This window comes from Streptomyces sp. NPDC005648 (assembly GCF_040605395.1).
Classification (GTDB): Bacteria; Actinomycetota; Actinomycetes; order Streptomycetales; family Streptomycetaceae; genus Streptomyces.
On sequence record NZ_JBEXCS010000011.1, the window covers coordinates 131376 to 149046 of the forward strand.

Annotated in this window: 12 protein-coding genes; 3 read left to right on the forward strand and 9 right to left on the reverse strand. The window is 71.6% G+C overall.

Annotated elements, in window-relative coordinates; all coding sequences use genetic code 11:
* Positions 1–44: 44 nt before the first annotated feature.
* From ABZT17_RS09360 to ABZT17_RS09390, 7 genes are all read right to left on the reverse strand, one after another.
* Entirely contained in the window at positions 45–878 is an 834-nt protein-coding gene (locus ABZT17_RS09360) for a CoA ester lyase (protein ID WP_356345808.1), read from the reverse strand.
* Positions 875–2107, reverse strand: a complete 1233-nt coding sequence (locus ABZT17_RS09365) for a CoA transferase (RefSeq protein WP_356345811.1) — start codon at positions 2105–2107, stop codon at positions 875–877. The genes ABZT17_RS09360 and ABZT17_RS09365 overlap by 4 nt, the downstream gene beginning before the upstream one ends.
* Positions 2104–2997, reverse strand: a complete 894-nt coding sequence (gene rbsK / locus ABZT17_RS09370) for a ribokinase (RefSeq protein WP_356345813.1) — start codon at positions 2995–2997, stop codon at positions 2104–2106. The genes ABZT17_RS09365 and rbsK overlap by 4 nt, the downstream gene beginning before the upstream one ends.
* Entirely contained in the window at positions 2994–4358 is a 1365-nt protein-coding gene (locus tag ABZT17_RS09375) for an ADP-ribosylglycohydrolase family protein (protein ID WP_356345816.1), read from the reverse strand. The genes rbsK and ABZT17_RS09375 overlap by 4 nt, the downstream gene beginning before the upstream one ends.
* The gene (locus tag ABZT17_RS09380) at positions 4346–5560 is read right to left on the reverse strand and encodes an ADP-ribosylglycohydrolase family protein (protein WP_356345818.1); all 1215 of its coding nucleotides are present in this window, start codon (positions 5558–5560) and stop codon (positions 4346–4348) included. Before ABZT17_RS09380 ends, ABZT17_RS09375 begins: the two co-directional genes overlap by 13 nt.
* Positions 5561–5568: 8 nt before the next feature.
* Positions 5569–6978, reverse strand: a complete 1410-nt coding sequence (locus ABZT17_RS09385; protein WP_356345820.1) for an ADP-ribosylglycohydrolase family protein — start codon at positions 6976–6978, stop codon at positions 5569–5571.
* A 77-nt stretch (positions 6979–7055) separates the two neighbouring features.
* On the reverse strand, positions 7056–8177 hold the full coding sequence (locus ABZT17_RS09390; protein WP_356345825.1) for an ADP-ribosylglycohydrolase family protein: 1122 nt from the start codon (positions 8175–8177) through the stop codon (positions 7056–7058).
* 261 nt (positions 8178–8438) lie between these two features.
* Between ABZT17_RS09390 and ABZT17_RS09395 the strand changes: the two genes are divergently transcribed.
* The 3 genes from ABZT17_RS09395 (at position 8439) to ABZT17_RS09405 (ending at position 15611) form a co-directional block, all read left to right on the forward strand.
* A complete protein-coding gene (locus tag ABZT17_RS09395; protein ID WP_356345827.1) occupies positions 8439–9170 on the forward strand; it encodes a VIT1/CCC1 transporter family protein in 732 nt (243 codons plus the stop codon).
* A 368-nt stretch (positions 9171–9538) separates the two neighbouring features.
* The gene (gltB, locus tag ABZT17_RS09400; protein ID WP_356345829.1) at positions 9539–14155 is read left to right on the forward strand and encodes a glutamate synthase large subunit; all 4617 of its coding nucleotides are present in this window, start codon (positions 9539–9541) and stop codon (positions 14153–14155) included.
* Positions 14148–15611 carry a glutamate synthase subunit beta gene (locus ABZT17_RS09405; RefSeq protein WP_356345832.1) on the forward strand — a complete coding sequence of 488 codons (1464 nt, stop codon included), beginning with the start codon at positions 14148–14150 and terminating at the stop codon, positions 15609–15611. The genes gltB and ABZT17_RS09405 overlap by 8 nt, the downstream gene beginning before the upstream one ends.
* Before the next feature lie 142 nt (positions 15612–15753).
* On the opposite strand, the gene ABZT17_RS09410 is transcribed toward ABZT17_RS09405, so the two are convergent.
* On the reverse strand, positions 15754–16419 hold the full coding sequence (locus ABZT17_RS09410; RefSeq protein ID WP_356345833.1) for a calcium-binding protein: 666 nt from the start codon (positions 16417–16419) through the stop codon (positions 15754–15756).
* On the reverse strand, positions 16416–17579 hold the full coding sequence (gene wecB / locus ABZT17_RS09415; RefSeq protein ID WP_356345835.1) for a UDP-N-acetylglucosamine 2-epimerase (non-hydrolyzing): 1164 nt from the start codon (positions 17577–17579) through the stop codon (positions 16416–16418). Before wecB ends, ABZT17_RS09410 begins: the two co-directional genes overlap by 4 nt.
* Between the last annotated feature and the right edge of the window lie 92 nt (positions 17580–17671).

The following is a 17671-nucleotide window of genomic DNA, read 5'->3' on the forward strand; positions in this document are numbered from 1 at the left end:
CTGTGGGCAACCAGGGCGCTCGGAGTTTCCGGGCGCCCTCGCTGTCAGCGGCGGCTGGCCAGGGACAGGGTGCGGTGGGCCGTCGCCACCACCGCCGCGTCGATGAACCTGCCGTCGGGCAGTGCCTGTGCCCCCTGTTCCCTCGTCGCGGCCTTCACGATCTCCTCCGCCTCCTCGATCTCCCGCTCTGTCGGCAGATAGGCCCGTTCGATGATCGGGAGTTGACGGGGGTGGATGGCGGCCCGGCCCAGGAAGCCCAGGGTGCGGCCGTGGGTGCAGGAGGCCGCCAGGCCCTCCAGGTCGCGGATGTCCGGGTGGACGGACTGGGGCGGCGGGGGCAGACCCGCCGCTCTGGCGGCCACGACGATCCGGGAGCGGCACCAGTCGAGGCCGGCGTCCGCGCGTACGCCCAGGTCGGCCCGTAGGTCCGACTCGCCCAAGGAGATACCGCGCAGGGCCGGGTGCGCGCCGGCGATGGCGTGGGCGTGCTCGACGCCCAGGGCCGTCTCCAGGAGGGCGTACAGGGCGGGGGCGCCGCCCGACGCGGCGACCGTGGTCTTCGCGATACGAATCACCTGGGCCGCGGACGTCACCTTCGGCAGGCGCAGTCCGTGGAGCCCGGGCAGGGCGGCGATCGCCTTGAGGTCCTGCCGTGCGTGCGGTCCGTCCAGGGCGTTCACCCGGACATGGACCGGGACGGGGTGCGGGGAGGACAGAAGGTCGGCCGTGGCCTCGCGGGCGTAGCTCTTGCGGTCCGGGGCCACCGCGTCCTCGAGGTCGACGATGACGACGTCGGCGCCGCAGACCAGCGCCTTGGCGACCACACGGGGGCGGTCGCCGGGGACGTAGAGCCAGGTGAGCGGGGTCGGGGGTGTCATACGGCGCCCTCCTCGCGCAGGGCCGTCAACTCGGCCGGGGTCAGGCCCAGTTCGCCCAGGACCCGCTCCGTGTCCGCGCCGTGCGCACGGCCCGCCCAGCGGATCGCGCCGGGGGTGGAGGAGAGACGGAAGAGGACGTTCTGCATCCGCAGGGGGCCCAGGTCGGGGTCGGGGAGGGTGGTGATGGTGTCGAGGGCCTGGTACTGGGGGTCCGCCATCACGTCTGTCACGTCCTGGATGGGGGCGACCGCGGCTTCCGCCTTCTCGAACGCCGCCAGGACCTCGGTGCGGGTGCGGGCGGCGATCCAGGTGCCGACCGCCTCGTCGAGGATGCCCGCGTGCGCGGCGCGGTCCGCGCCGGTCGCGAACCAGGGCTCGTCGATCAGGTCCGCCCTGCCGACCAGGCACATCAGGCGTTCCGCGACCGACTGGGCCGAGGTGGAGACGGCGACCCAGTTGCCGTCGGCGGTGCGGTAGGCGTTGCGCGGGGCGTTGTTGGCGGAGCGGTTGCCGGTGCGCTCCTGGACATGGCCGAGCTGGTCGTACCAGATGGGCTGGGGGCCGAGGACGGTGAGGATCGGCTCGATGATCGCCATGTCCACCACCTGGCCCTCGCCGGTGCGGTCACGGGCGGCCAGGGCCGTCATCACCGCGTACGCCGTCGCGAGCCCCGCGATGGAGTCGGCGAGGCCGAAGGGCGGAAGGGTCGGTGGGGCGTCCGGCTCACCGGTGATCGCCGCGAAGCCGCTCATCGCCTCCGCCAGGGTGCCGAAGCCGGGGCGGTGGGCGTAGGGGCCGAACTGACCGAAGCCGGTGACGCGGGTGAGGATCAGACGCGGGTTGGCGGCGGACAGCTCCGGCCAGCCGAGGTCCCATTTCTCCAGCGTGCCGGGGCGGAAGTTCTCGATGAGCACATCGGCGCCGGCGGCCAGTCGCAGGAGTGTGGAGCGACCGCCGGGCTTGGAGAGGTCCAGGGTGATCGTGCGCTTGTTGCGGCCGAGGAGCTTCCACCACAGGCCGATGCCGTTCTTGGAGGGGCCGTGGCCGCGGGAGGGGTCGGGTTTCGTCGGATGCTCGATCTTGACGACCTCCGCGCCGAAGTCACCGAGCATGGTGGCGGCGAGTGGGCCTGCGAAGAGGGTGGCCAGGTCGAGGACGCGCAGGCCGGTCAGCGGGGCGGGGCGGGGGATGGCGTGGGGGATGGCGTGGGGAGTGGTCTCGTCGGTCATGACGTGTACTGGGCCTCGATTTCTGAGCGGTAGGGCATGGACGCGGAGGCGCCCGGACGGCCCACCGACAGGGCGGCAGCGGCGGCTGCCCAGGTCAGGGCCTCGCGGATCGGTCGTTCCTCGCCGAGAGCCGTCGCCAGGGCGCCGACGAAGGTGTCGCCGGCGCCCGTGGAGTCCACGGCGGTCACCTGGGGGGCGGGTACGGCGAGGGGTTCGGCGCCGCGTGCGACGTAGAGGCTGCCCGCCGCGCCGAGGGTGACGACCACGGCCGGGACGTCGGCCAGCAGGGCGGTGGCCGCCGCCACGGCGTCGGTGTGGCCGGTGAGGGTGATCGCCTCGTACTCGTTGGGGACCAGCAGGTCGGTGGCGGCGAGGAGTTCGGGCGGGAGCGGCTGGGCGGGGGCCGGGGTGAGGATCGTCCGGACGCCGTGCGCGCGGGCGGCCCGCGCTCCGGCGACCACCGCCGGCATCGGGATCTCCAGCTGCAGGAGCAGGGTGTCGGCGGAGGCGATCAGGCCCTCGTCGCCGGGGCCGAGGTGGTCGACCGTGCCGTTGGCGCCGGGGATGACGACGATCGAGTTGCCGCCCTCGTCGTCGACGACGATGTGCGCGGTGCCGGACGGCCCCTCGATGGTGCGCAGCAGGTCCGTGTCCACACCGGAGTGCTCCAGGGTGGAACGGAGCGCGGTGCCGTGGGCGTCGCTTCCGACGGCGCCGATCATCGAGACGGTGGCGCCCGCGCGCGCCGCCGCGATCGCCTGGTTGGCACCCTTGCCGCCGGGGACCGTACGGAACTCCCGTCCCGTCACCGTCTCTCCGTGCCGTGGGGCCTTCTCGACGTAGGCGACCAGGTCCATGTTCGTGCTGCCCAGCACGACGATGTGGGTCATGGGCGGGATGCCTCCCGGTGGGTGAGACGGGCCAGGGTGTCGAAGCCGATGCCGTTGAAGTCGCCGACGGAAGTGGCCAGTCGGTTCTTCAGGGGAGTGGTCCAGTGGTCGGGCAGGGCGGTGGGGGAGCCGGCGAGGAGGGCGGCGATGCCGCCGGTCGTGGCGCCGTTGGAGTCGGTGTCCCAACCGCCGCTCACCGCGCGGGAGACGGAGCTGGTGAAGTCGCCGTCCGCGTGGGTGAGGGCGGCGGCGATCAGGGCGGTGTTGGGGATGGCGTGCACCCAGTGGTGGGTGGGGGCGTAGCGGGCGTGGAGTTCGTCGACGACCGTGTCGAAGTCGCTGTGTTCCTCGGCCAGTTGAATGGCATGGAGGATCGCTCGCGCCAGCCGGGAGCGGGGTGGGATCACGGTGAGTCCGGTGCGCAGACAGGTGTGGATGTCGTGGGTGCGCGTGGCCGCGGTCGCGATGACGGCCGCCGTGAACATGGCCGCGTAGACGCCGTTCGCGGTGTGGGTGAGGAGGGCGTCCCGGTGGGCCTGTTCCGCCGCCGCGGCGGGATCGCCCGGGTTGGTCCAGCCGTGGATGTCCGCGCGGATGAGGGCGCCGATCCATTCCCGGAAGGGGTTGCGGTGGCGGGCCGTGTGCGGGGGTTCGATGCCGGTGAGCAGGTTGCGGTAGGCGATGCGTTCGGCGGTGAAGGTGCGGCCCGCGGGGAGTTCGTCCAGCCAGAGGGCGGCCACGTCCGTGGGGGTGAAGTGTCTGCCGTGGCGCTGGAGCAGCAGCAGGTTGAGCAGGGGGTAGTTGAGGTCGTCGTCCTCCGGCATGCCGTCGATGTTCTCGGCGAGGGAGGTGAGGGCCGAGCGGCGGTTCCAGGGGTGTGCGGAGAGAAGGTCCTCGGGGACGCCCTTCGCCGTGAAGTACGTGGTGGGGGGCCAGTTGCCGGTGGATCGGGCCAGTCGGCGGATGGCTTCCAGGGGGAGTTTCTCGACGGGCTTGCCCAGCAGGCATCCGGCGGCTCGCCCCAGCCAGGCCGCTTCCAGGCCGGCGGCCGCCACGCCACGGCTGCCCATGGACCGCGTGGGCCAGGCCGGGCAGCCTGCCTTGATCCCGGCCAGGTCCGTGGGCTCGCTGTCCGCCAGTCGGCTCGGCAGATCGCCCAGTTCGTCCAGCAGGTCCTTCGCCAGCTGCCGTAGATAGCGGGATGCCGGCTCGGGGGACGCGCCCGCTCGCAGCGGTGCCTCCTTGCCCCCCGCCGCCTTCCACCGTGCCGCGACCACCCACGCCTCGCGGCCGTCCAGGGCCGCCTGGCGGAGTTCATGGCCGATCAGGTCCTCGGGTTGGACCCAGGTCAGTCGGAGCATCTCGGGCCTGCGATCCGGGTGAAGGCCGACTCATGGGTGCGGCGGCGTCGTACGTCTCGTTCGAAGACTTCGCGGGTGACCTCGCTGAGGGTTCGGGCCGGTTCCCAGAGGTCCAGACGGCTGGCCTCCGACACCGCCTGGGACCAGGCGCCGGGGACGGGGGAACCCAGGGCGCCGGCCAGGGCGCCCGCCATCGTGGCGATCGAGTCGCAGTCCCGGCCGTAGTTGACCGCGCCGAGGACCGCGTGCCGGTAGTCGCCGGCCGAGACGACCAACATGCCCAGGGCGACGGGGAGTTCCTCGATCGAGTGGAGGCGGGAGGGGCGGCGGGCGGCGAGGGAGGGGGCGCGGTAGTCGGGGCCCACCGTGTCGTAGGGGGCCACCGCCTCGCGCAGCGGTGACAGCGCGGACTCGAAGTCCGTGTGGCGGGAGGCCACTTCGCAGACCCGCTCGATCGCCGCGCGGGTGCCGTCCTTGGCGAGACGGAGGGCGGTGGAGACGATCGAGTCGGGGGTGGCTTCCGGCGCGCAGGCCGCCGCCACCGCCGCCGCGAAGACCGCCGCCGCCTCTCTGCCGTACGACGACTGGTGGGCGCCCGCGATGTCGAGGGCCTCGGCGTAGGCGGCCCGGGGGTTGGCCGCGTTGACCAGGCCGACGGGGGACATGTACATCGCCGCGCCGCAGTTGACGATGTTGCCCACGCCTGCCTCGCGGGGGTCGACATGGCCGTAGTGGAGGCGGGTCGCCAGCCATTTCTCCGCCAGGAAGACCCGGTGGAGGGGGAGGGCCTCGGACTCCAGTTCCGGGATCCAGCGGGGGGTTGTCATCAGGTCCGGGACCAGGTGGTCCGCGATCGCGTAGGCGTCGAGGTGGTCGCGGACGGTCGCGTAGACACGGACCAGGGCATGGGTCATCAAGGTGTCGTCGGTGACGTGTCCGTCGCCCTTGTGGTACGGGGCGATCGGGCGGGCCGTGCGCCATTCGCCGCCGTTCCAGGGGCCGACGATGCCGTGCACACGGCCGCCGTGGCGTTCGAGGATCTGGGTGGGGGAGTAGCCCTCGACCGGGCCGCCGAGGGCGTCGCCGACCGCCGCGCCCACGAGCGCTCCGGTGATCCGGTCCTCAAGGGTTGTCCGTGATTGCTTCTCAAGGTTGGTCCGTGTGCGCTTCTCAAGTGTTGTTTGTGATTGTTCGGGCGTCATGACCCGAATCATCCACCCGGCGGGGCCGGTTGTGCGGATTCCAGGAGTTCGGCGAGTTCCACGAGGTCGGTGCCGGTGAGGCGGGGGAGCGCGCAGCCGGAGAGGGTGCGGCAGGCGTCCCGCCAGGTCGGTGGGATGGAGTCGGCGCCGCCGAGTGCGCCGGTGAGCGCGCCGGCCAGGGCGGGCGCGGAGTCGGCGACGCGGGAGAGACAGGCGGCGGCCGGGACGGCTTCGGCGATACGGCCCCGGGAGGCGGCGGTGAGGGCGAGGGCCACCGGGACCGTCTCGGCCGCGGCGATGCCGTAGCTGTAGACGTGGTCGACGATCTGGTGTTCCAGGAGGGGGATCAGGGCGAAGGCGGAGTCGGTCTGTTCGGCCAGCTCGAGGGCGTGGCGGGCGTTGCGGCCGATTTCCGTGCTGTCCGGGAGTTCGGCTAGGGCCGCGGACACACAGGTGCGGAGGTCGGCGCCGGCGAGGGCCAGGGAGACGGCTGCCGCCATCGCGCGGGCTCCGTGTACGCCGTCGCCGTCCTGGGTGTAGCGGGCGTCGAACTCGGCGAGATCCGCGGCCGGTCGGGGCGCGCCGGGGTGGGCCACGGCGAGGACGCAGGCGCGGACACAGGCCGCGTCGTCGAAGTAGTGGGGGTTGTCGTGGCCGGTGGCGGGCGGGCGGAGGCCGGTGGCCAGGTTGCCGAGGCCGGCACGGACGGAGATGCGGGCGCGGAGGGGGAGGACCGCGGACTCGATCTCGGGCGCGCGGTCCGCCGCGGCGGCGACTTCGCTGGCGAGGGCGTTCCAGGTGAGGTCGATCGCGGCTCTGGTACGGCGTTCTCGGCTGAGGTCGCCCAGCGCGGTGTCGTCGCCGGCACGGAGGATCGCCTCCGCCGCGAAGGCCGCCCATTCCGCGTCGTCGGAAGGGCCGAGGCGGAGGGGTTCGGGGGGCTGGTTGAGGGCGATGGGGACGGGGAGGGTGGTGGTGGCGTTCTGATCGGCGAAGGTGTCGAGTTCCCGGGTGAGGCGGCGGGTCCAGTCGGGGAGGCGGGCGGCCCTGTGGCGGGCGGCGGGCCAGCCTGCGGCGTCGCCCGCGGCCAGGCCCAGCAGGAGGCCCGCGGTCCTGTCGGGCCTGGTGGGGTCCTGTGGGTGCGGTGCCGCGGCGGCGGCCTCGGCTTCGCCTTCGGCGGTTCGGTCCCCACCCGCCCCACCCGTACCACCCGCATGGCTTCCGTAGCCGGGTGCGGACGGCCCCGGTGGGGCGCCCCCACCACCGGCGACCACGAGCCCGACCGGCTCCGCCGGTACCGTCGGCACGGCGTCGATCGCCTTCGCCGGTACCGTCGGCGCGGCTTCGATGAGCTCCGCCGTACCGGCAGGATTCAGATCCGCCGTCCCTTCGTCCCGCCACCCCCTCACCCATTCCACCCGCGCTCGCCCCTCCCCCGCTCCTTCTCCCCGCCCCCTCGCCTCCCACCCCCGCCCCTTCCCGTGCTCCGCCCCCCTCACCGCTCCGCGCCCGTCTCGGCGGTCGTTGCCGGGGTGAAGGGGGTGGAGGCTTGTTGGGGGGTGTCGGGGTGGGGTGGGGTGGAGGCTTGTTGCGGGGTGTCGGGGTGGGGTGGGGTGGGCGCCGCGCGGCGCAGGAGCAGGTCCGCCATCTCCAGTACGTGGCGGCCCGCCATCGCCGGCAGGCAGGTGCCCCGGGCCGGGGTGATGGCCGCGGCCCATTCCGGCGGGATCGCGGAGACGCCCCGGGTCGCGCCCGCCAGAGCGCCCGCCACCGCTGCCGTGGTGTCGGCGTCGCGGCCCATGTTGACCGCGGTGAGGACCGCGTCGCGGAAGTCGCCGTCGGCCGCCGCGTAGGCGCCGAAGGCGAGGGCGACCGCTTCCGGGGCCAGGTCGGTCCAGGGGTAGCCGCCGATGACCACCGCCGAGCGGACCGCGCGTTCGCCCCGGTGGGCGACGGCGACGGCGCGGCGCAGGGAGCGGGCCGTCCAGGAGTCGTCCGGGATCACCGCGAGGGCCGAGGCGATCACGGCGACCGTCGGGGCGCCCGCCATCGCCGCCGCGACCCCCGCCGCCACCGCCTGGCCGCCGTAGATGCCCTCGCCCTCGTGGCTCACCGAACCGTCGATCGCCGCCAGTCGGGCCGCCTCGGCCGGGCGGCCCGCCGCGAAGACGCCGAAGGGAGCCGCGCGCATGGCCAGGCCGTCGCTCCAGGCGTGGCGGTGCTGGGCGGAGATGGGGGCGGCGAGGCCGCGGCGGAGGTTCTCCAGGGTGCCGCGTTCGCTGAAGCCGGCGCCGCGGAAGGGGCCTTCGTCGCGGTCGGCGATCCACTTGTGCCAGGCCGCTTCCACGTGGAGCGGGGTGAGCGCCGAGCCGTGGCGGGCCAGAAGCAGCGACGAGAAGATCGCGTACTCCGTGTCGTCCGTGCCGGCCGGGTTCTCGCAGACATAGCCCGTGATACGGCCCCAACGGGCGCGGATCTGGGACGGCTTCATGTTCTCCGCGGGCGCTCCGAGGGCGTCTCCGACGGCCAGGCCGAGCAGTGCCCCGCGCGCTCGTTCGCGGAGTTCCGCGGCCGTCCCGGACGGCGGGACCGAGGGGATGCAGGCGATCGATGACATGGGCGGCCTCCGGGAGTGGTCCCGGATATATCCCACGGTCGGCGGTTGACCCCTGCCTCGGACGCCCCCATGTCACCCGGTCGACATATGTGCAATAGCCCGCACTGATGAGCGTTCGCAGGTAAAGCCCCAGGTTAGCCGAGCCTTTCCTTGCTGGCGGACGGGAATGGGGCGGCGTATCTTCGCTGTTGTTGAGAATTAGAACGTGTCCAAAGTTAGCTTAGGCTTGGCTTTGGCCCGGCTTTCCTGGGGGACCCCCGCATGGCGATCATCGAGACCGAGGCCGCGCTCCACGAGGCGCACCGCGACAACCACACGCACCGGGATGTGAACGGCGGATGGCTGCGCCCCGCCGTGTTCGGGGCGATGGACGGTCTGGTCTCCAACCTCGCGCTGATGACCGGTGTGGCCGGCGGGTCCGTCGGCCATCAGACCATCGTGCTCACCGGGCTCGCGGGGCTCGCCGCCGGCGCCTTCTCGATGGCCGCCGGAGAGTACACCTCCGTCGCCTCGCAGCGCGAGCTCGTCGAGGCCGAGCTGGATGTGGAGCGCGCCGAGCTGCGCAAGCACCCCGCGGACGAGGAGGCCGAGCTCGCGGCGCTGTACGAGGCCCGGGGGGTCGAGCCCGAGCTGGCGCGCGAGGTCGCCCGGCAGCTGTCGAAGGACCCCGAGCAGGCCCTGGAGATCCATGCGCGGGAGGAGCTGGGCATCGACCCCGGCGATCTGCCGTCGCCGACGGTCGCGGCCGTGTCGTCGTTCGCGTCCTTCGCGCTGGGCGCGCTGCTGCCCCTGCTGCCCTATCTGCTCGGCGCGACCGCGCTGTGGCCGGCGCTGCTGCTCGCCTTCCTCGGGCTGTTCGCGTGCGGGGCCGTGGTGGCCAAGGTGACCGCGCGGACCTGGTGGTTCAGTGGACTCCGGCAGCTCGCCCTGGGTGGGGCGGCGGCCGGTGTGACGTACGCCCTGGGCACTTTCTTCGGAACGGCCGTAGGATAGGTCGGCCGCTACTTATGCGTTGGGCCGCATAAGTAGCCGTTACTCGCTGGTTTCGAATGCTTAACCACTGGGCATGAGCCGTAAGCGCTGTGGGCAAAGAGGCCTGCCGCGCACCCGCGGGAAGGGCGACGTAGCTCTCCCCGTCTTCGGGCTGACGGACATCGATCTGTCCCGTTCGGTCCCCATAGCTTCCATCGCAGGCGCGGTACCCGTGCTGCAGCCGTGCGATGTCCGCATGTTGGAACGGAATATCCCGGTTCCCGAGAATCGCTCCATCATGTAACCTGCACGAAATTTTGCACTCCGCAGAGGGCCAACGTCGTCCCTCGGCAATCTGCATGCCACTTGAGACGACGACGGGAGAGCCGATGCGTACGCCGCGCCAGCCGTCCCAGCATTCCGCGAATGGCCAGAACTGGTCCTTCATGGATGCTCGCCCTGCTGCGCAGGGTATGTACGACCCCCGCAACGAACGCGACGCGTGCGGCGTCGGTTTCGTCGCCACCCTCACCGGCGAGGCGTCCCACACCCTTGTTGAGCAGGCGCTCACCGTGCTGCGCAACCTTGAGCACCGCGGTGCGACCGGCTCCGAGCCGGACTCCGGCGACGGCGCCGGCATCCTCTCCCAGGTCCCCGACGCCTTCTTCCGTGAGGTGGCCGGATTCGAGCTGCCCGAGGCGGGCGGTTACGCGGTCGGCATCGCCTTCCTGCCGGAGGACGGGACGGCCGAGGCCGTCTCGCGGATCGAGACGATCGCCGCCGACGAGGGCCTGACGGTCCTCGGCTGGCGCGAGGTCCCGGTCGCTCCGGAGCTGCTGGGCGCCACGGCTCGTTCCACGATGCCCGCCTTCCGGCAGGTCTTCGTCACCGACGGCGTCTCGAAGGACATCGTCCTCGACCGCAAGGCCTTCGCGCTGCGCAAGCGCGCCGAGCGCGAGGTCGGTGTCTACTTCCCGTCGCTCTCCGCGCGCACCCTCGTCTACAAGGGCATGCTGACGACCGGTCAGCTGGAGCCCTTCTTCCCGGACCTCTCCGACCGCCGCTTCGCCTCGGCCGTCGCCCTGGTCCACTCGCGCTTCTCCACGAACACCTTCCCGTCGTGGCCGCTCGCGCACCCCTACCGCTTCGTCGCGCACAACGGTGAGATCAACACCGTCAAGGGCAACCGCAACTGGATGGTCGCCCGCGAGTCGCAGCTGGTGTCCGACCTGTTCGGCTCTGCCGACAGTGGACTCAGCGGTGACAAGGGCCTGGAGCGCGTCTTCCCGATCTGTACGCCGGAGGCCTCCGACTCGGCCTCCTTCGACGAGGTGCTGGAGCTGCTCCACCTCGGTGGCCGCTCGCTGCCGCACTCCGTGCTGATGATGATCCCGGAGGCGTGGGAGAACCACGACTCCATGGACCCGGCCCGGCGCGCCTTCTACCAGTTCCACTCCACGATGATGGAGCCCTGGGACGGCCCGGCCTGTGTCACCTTCACCGACGGCAAGCAGGTCGGCGCGGTCCTCGACCGCAACGGCCTTCGCCCCGGCCGCTACTGGGTCACCGACGACGGCCTCGTCGTCCTCGGCTCCGAGGTCGGCGTGCTCGACATCGACCCCGCCAAGGTCGTCCGCAAGGGCCGCCTCCAGCCGGGCCGTATGTTCCTCGTCGACACCGTCGAGCACCGCATCATCGAGGACGACGAGATCAAGGCCGGCCTCGCCGCCGAGCACCCGTACGCCGAGTGGCTGGAGGCCGGGGAGATCGAGCTCTCCGACCTGCCCGAGCGTGAGCACATCGTGCACACCCACGCCTCGGTCACCCGCCGTCAGCAGACCTTCGGCTACACCGAGGAGGAGCTGCGCGTCATCCTGGCGCCCATGGCCAAGGCCGGTGCCGAGCCCATCGGTTCGATGGGTACGGACTCGCCGATCGCCGCGCTGTCCTCCCGCCCGCGCCTGCTCTTCGACTACTTCACCCAGCTGTTCGCGCAGGTCACCAACCCGCCGCTGGACGCCATCCGGGAAGAGCTGGTCACCAGCCTGCGCTCGTCGCTCGGTCCCGCGAGCAACCTCCTGGAGCCGACGGCCGCCTCGTGCCGCAGCGTCACCCTGCCCTTCCCGGTGATCGACAACGACGAGCTGGCCAAGCTCATCCACATCAACGCCGACGGCGACATGCCCGGCTTCAAGGCCGCGACCCTCTCCGGCCTCTACCGGGTCTCCGGCGGCGGTGACGCCCTCGCCGCGCGGATCGAGGAGATCTGCGCCGAGGCCGACGCGGCCATCGAGAACGGCGCCCGGCTGATCGTCCTGTCGGACCGTCACTCGGACGCCGAGCACGCGCCGATCCCGTCGCTGCTGCTCACCGCGGCCGTCCACCACCACCTCATCCGCACCAAGCAGCGCACCCAGGTGGGTCTGCTGGTGGAGGCCGGTGACGTCCGCGAGGTCCACCACGTCGCCCTGCTCATCGGCTTCGGCGCCGCGGCCGTCAACCCCTACCTGGCGATGGAGTCGGTCGAGGACCTGCTGCGCGCGGGCACCTTCCTCAGCGGCCTGGAGCCCGAGCAGGCGATCCGCAACCTGATCTACGCCCTCGGCAAGGGCGTCCTGAAGGTCATGTCCAAGATGGGCATCTCGACCGTCGCCTCCTACCGCGGCGCCCAGGTCTTCGAGGCCGTCGGCCTGGAGGAGTCCTTCGTCGAGAAGTACTTCAACGGCACGGCGAGCAAGATCGGCGGCGTCGGCATCGACGTCATCGCCAAGGAGGTCGCCGCCCGCCACGCCAAGGCCTACCCGGCCTCCGGCATCGCGCCGGCCCACCGTGCCCTGGAGATAGGCGGCGAGTACCAGTGGCGCCGTGAGGGCGAGCCGCACCTGTTCGACCCGGAGACGGTCTTCCGCCTCCAGCACTCCACGCGCACCGGCCGCTACGACATCTTCAAGAAGTACACCGAGCGCGTGAACGAGCAGTCCGAGCGGCTGATGACGCTGCGCGGTCTGTTCGGCTTCAAGTCGGACCGGCAGCCGATCTCCATCGACGAGGTCGAGCCGGTCAGTGAGATCGTCAAGCGCTTCTCCACCGGCGCCATGTCGTACGGCTCCATCTCCCGCGAGGCGCACGAGACGCTCGCCATCGCCATGAACCAGCTGGGCGGCAAGTCCAACACCGGTGAGGGCGGCGAGGACCCGGACCGTCTGTACGACCCGGCCCGGCGGTCCGCCATCAAGCAGGTCGCCTCCGGCCGCTTCGGCGTGACCTCCGAGTACCTGGTCAACGCGGACGACATCCAGATCAAGATGGCCCAGGGCGCCAAGCCCGGCGAGGGCGGCCAGCTGCCCGGCCACAAGGTGTACCCCTGGGTCGCCAAGACCCGGCACAGCACCCCGGGCGTGGGCCTGATCTCCCCGCCGCCGCACCACGACATCTACTCCATCGAGGACCTGGCCCAGCTGATCCACGACCTGAAGAACGCGAACCCGCAGGCGCGGATCCACGTGAAGCTGGTCTCCGAGGTCGGCGTCGGCACGGTCGCCGCGGGTGTGTCCAAGGCCCACGCGGACGTCGTGCTGATCTCCGGTCACGACGGCGGCACGGGTGCCTCCCCGCTGACCTCGCTGAAGCACGCGGGCGGCCCCTGGGAGCTCGGTCTCGCCGAGACCCAGCAGACCCTGCTGCTCAACGGGCTGCGCGACCGGATCGTGGTCCAGACGGACGGCCAGCTGAAGACCGGCCGTGACGTCGTCATCGCCGCGCTGCTCGGCGCCGAGGAGTTCGGTTTCGCGACCGCTCCGCTCGTCGTCTCCGGCTGCGTCATGATGCGCGTCTGCCACCTGGACACCTGCCCGGTCGGCATCGCCACCCAGAACCCGGTTCTGCGCGACCGCTTCGCCGGCAAGGCCGAGTACGTCGTCAACTTCTTCCAGTACATCGCCCAGGAGGTCCGCGAGATCCTGGCCGAGCTGGGCTTCCGCTCCATCGAGGAGGCCGTCGGCCAGGCCGGGACGCTCGACGTGACCCGCGCGGTCGACCACTGGAAGGCCCAGGGCCTGGACCTGGCCCCGCTGTTCCACGTGCCGGAGCTGCCCGAGGGCGCGGTGCGCCACCAGCAGATCGAGCAGGACCACGGCCTGGAGAAGGCGCTCGACAACGAGCTGATCAAGCTCGCCGCCGACGCCCTGGCCGCGGACTCCGCGACCGACGCCCAGCCGGTGCGCGCCCAGGTCTCCATCCGCAACATCAACCGCACGGTCGGCACCATGCTCGGCCACGAGGTGACGAAGAAGTTCGGTGGCGCGGGCCTGCCCGACGACACCATCGACATCACCTTCACGGGCTCCGCAGGCCAGTCCTTCGGCGCCTTCCTCCCGCGCGGTGTCACGCTGCGCCTGGAGGGCGACGCCAACGACTACGTCGGCAAGGGCCTCTCCGGCGGCCGGGTGATCGTCCGTCCCGACCGGGGCGCCGACCACCTCGCCGAGTACTCGACGATCGCGGGCAACACCATCGCCTACGGCGCCACCGGCGGCGAGCTGTACCTGCGCGGTCGTAGCGGCGAGCGGTTCTGTGTCCGCAACTCCGGTGCCACGGTCGTCTCCGAGGGCGTGGGCGACCACGGCTGCGAGTACATGACCGGCGGCCACGCGGTGGTCCTCGGCGAGACGGGCCGCAACTTCGCGGCCGGTATGTCCGGTGGCATCGCGTATGTGATCGACCTGGACATCGACAACGTCAACGCCGGCAACGTCGGTGCCGTGGAGGCCCTCGACGACACCGACAAGCAGTGGCTGCACGACGTGGTGCGCCGCCACCAGGAGGAGACCGGTTCGACGGTCGCCGAGAAGATCCTGGCGGAGTGGGACACGGCGGTCGACCGCTTCAGCAAGATCATCCCCAGCACGTACAAGGCAGTGCTCGCCGCCAAGGACGCCGCCGAGCAGGCGGGACTCTCCGAGTCCGAGATCACCGAGAAGATGATGGAGGCGGCGATCAATGGCTGACCCGAAGGGCTTTCTGAACCACGGCCGTGAGGTCGCCAAGTCCCGTCCCGTCGACGTGCGCCTGAAGGACTGGAACGAGGTCTACGTCCCCGGCTCCCTGCTGCCGATCATCAGCAAGCAGGCCAGCCGCTGCATGGACTGCGGTATCCCGTTCTGTCACAACGGCTGTCCGCTCGGGAACCTGATCCCCGAGTGGAACGACTACGCCTACCGCGAGGACTGGGGCGCCGCCTCCGAGCGTCTGCACGCGACCAACAACTTCCCGGAGTTCACCGGTCGCCTCTGCCCCGCTCCCTGTGAGTCGGCGTGTGTCCTCGGCATCAACCAGCCGGCCGTGACCATCAAGAACGTCGAGGTCTCGATCATCGACAAGGCGTGGGAGACCGGTGACGTCGCCCCGCAGGCCCCCGAGCGCCTGTCCGGCAAGACGGTCGCCGTCATCGGCTCGGGCCCGGCCGGCCTGGCCGCCGCCCAGCAGCTGACCCGGGCCGGCCACACCGTGGCGGTGTACGAGCGCGCGGACCGCATCGGCGGCCTGCTGCGCTACGGCATCCCCGAGTTCAAGATGGAGAAGCGGCACATCAACCGCCGTATCGAGCAGATGCGCGCGGAGGGCACCCGCTTCCGTACCGGCATCGAGATCGGCCGCGACCTCAAGGCGACCGACCTGAAGAAGCGGTACGACGCCATCGTGATCGCCGCAGGTGCGACGACCGCGCGTGACCTGCCGGTGCCGGGGCGCGAGCTCAAGGGCATCTACCAGGCCATGGAGTACCTGCCCCTGTCGAACAAGGTCCAGGAGGGCGACTACGTCACCTCCCCGGTCTCGGCCGAGGGCAAGCACGTGGTCGTCATCGGCGGTGGCGACACCGGTGCCGACTGCGTGGGCACCGCACACCGGCAGGGCGCGGCCTCCGTGACCCAGCTGGAGATCATGCCCCGCCCGGGCGACGACCGGAACAACGTCACCCAGCCGTGGCCGACCTTCCCGATGCTCTACAAGGTGACGTCCGCGCACGAGGAGGGCGGTGAGCGGGTCTACTCCGTCTCCACCACCCACTTCGAGGGCGACGAGGACGGCAACGTCCAGTGGCTGCACCTGGCCGAGGTCGAGTTCGTCGACGGCCGGCTGACCCAGAAGCCGGGCACGGAGCGCAAGATCCCCGCCCAGCTGGTGACGCTGGCCATGGGCTTCACCGGCACCGACCGGGACAACGGTCTGGTCGAGCAGTTCGGCCTGGAGCTCGACGAGCGCGGCAACATCGCCCGCGACGCCGACTTCCAGACCAATGTCCCCGGTGTCTTCGTCGCCGGTGACGCGGGTCGCGGCCAGTCGCTCATCGTCTGGGCGATCGCCGAGGGCCGCTCGGCCGCCCGCGGCACCGACCGCTTCCTGACCGGGGCCAGCGACCTGCCGGCCCCGATCCGTCCGACGGACCGCGCGCTGATGGTCTGACGGTCACTCGAAAAGCGTCCCGTACAACGGCGTACGGGCTGGTTGTCTGGGGGTGTCCCCCAGACCCCCCCGTGGCAGCGCTTGCCCAGTCCCCGACCGGACTATGGGCAGGCGCTGTCGCCGTTTCCGTCCCGACGCCCTTTCAGCCGCCCGAATCGGCCGTCAGCCCCTCGAACTCGACGGTCGCGTCCTCGGTGTACGCGCCCACCCGCCCCCGGTTGTACGGCCGTTCGGCGTCCGTGAACGTCACCAGTGGCTTCCCGCCGACCGAGACCGACAGCGCCGCGTCACGCTGGACCACCGTCACGTCGTACCACCGGCCCACGGGGTACGGCGTCCGGCCGGTCGCGAGGAAACGCTGGCCGCCCGGATAGGCGGGGTCCCGCTTCCCCAGCTCCCAGCCGTTCGGCTTCAGGGTGACGTAGTAGAAGTGCTCCGGATCGGTGTACGCCCACACCAGCCACGGCACTTCCCAGGGGTTGGGCTTCGGGGAGCGCAGCTGTCGCACCGCCCGCATCCGGGCCTCGTAGCGCACGTCGGTGTACGAGTCCGTGCTCACCACCAGTCCGGCATGGGTGGTGCCGGGGTCCTCGGCGGCCATGGGGGAGAGCGAAAGGGACGTGTCGTCACCCTGGTTGGTGCCCATGCCGTTGAACACCGACAGCCAGCGGCCGTGGGTGGTGCCGTCGATCCACGGCTTGGGCGCGGGGGCGCCGTGTCCCTGGCACTGGTACACGGTGACGGCGAGGACCGCGGTCAGCGTGAGGACCAGTGCCAGTTTGGTGACGTTACGTCCCCTGCGTGTCATGTCGTCGAGTATGGCCCGGACGCCGTGAGCCCGACCGGCACATCGGCCGCGAAGTCCTCCGCCAGCTGGGCCAGGATGCGCGTGGCCGCGTGACCGTCGCCGAAGGGGTTGCCGGCGCCCGCCATCTTCCGGTACTCGACCGGGTCGTCGAGGAGCCGCTCCGCGTGGACGACGATCGCCTCCGGGTCCGTGCCGATCAGCCGGGCCGCGCCCGCCTCCACCGCCTCGGGCCGTTCGGTGGTGGTCCGCAGCACCAGCGCCGGCTTGCTGAGGCTCGGCGCCTCCTCCTGGATGCCGCCGGAGTCGGTGAGCACCAGGTCGCACTCGGCGAGCGTGGCCGCGAAGTCCAGGTAGCCGAGCGGCTCGACGAGCGAGATGCCCGAGTGGCTCTCGAGTTCGGGAAGCAGCGCCTCGCGTACGGCCGGGCTCCGGTGCAGCGGCAGCACGATCTCGACGTCCCCGCGCGCGGCCAGCCGGGTCAGCGCCCGGCCCATCCCGCGCATCCGCTCGCCCTGGTTCTCCCGCCGGTGCAGGGTGACCAGGACCCGCTTGGCGTCGGTGCGGAACGCGGAGGTGCCGGCGCCCTCGGCGAGCACCCACAGCAGGTTGTCGACGACCGTGTTGCCGGTGGTGAACACCTGTTCGGGAGCGACCCCCTCGTCCGTCAGATGCCGGGCGGCGGCCGGGGTCGGGGCGAAGTGCCAGCGGGTCATCCGGCTGATCAGACAGCGGTTGAGCTCCTCCGGGAACGGGTTGTCGACGACACCGGTGCGCAGTCCCGCCTCGACGTGCGCGACCGGGATCTTCTCGTAGAAGGCGGCCAGCGCGCCGGCCATCGCGGTCGTGGTGTCCCCCTGCACCAGGACCAGGTCGGGCCGCTGCTCCCGCATGACCTCGCCGAGCTCCCGCACGAGCCGGGCGGTCAGATCGGACAGCTGTTGCCGGCTGCGCATCACATCGAGCGCGATCCGGGCGTCGACGCACAGCATGCCGAGCATCTGGTGGAGCATCTCGCGGTGCTGGCCGGTGGTGACGACGATCGGCTCGAACTGGGTGCCGGCCGCCATCTGCCGTGCCACGGGCGCCAGTTTGATCGCTTCGGGCCGGGTGCCGAGCACCAGCATGGCGCGTACGGGCACGGCTGACGGGTGTGTGGACATGGGTGTGCCCCCCTTGGGCATGCGCGATCGTCACAGCGGATCGCGTGAGGGTGATGAGAGAGGGTGATGAGAGAGGTGAAGAGCGACAGTGA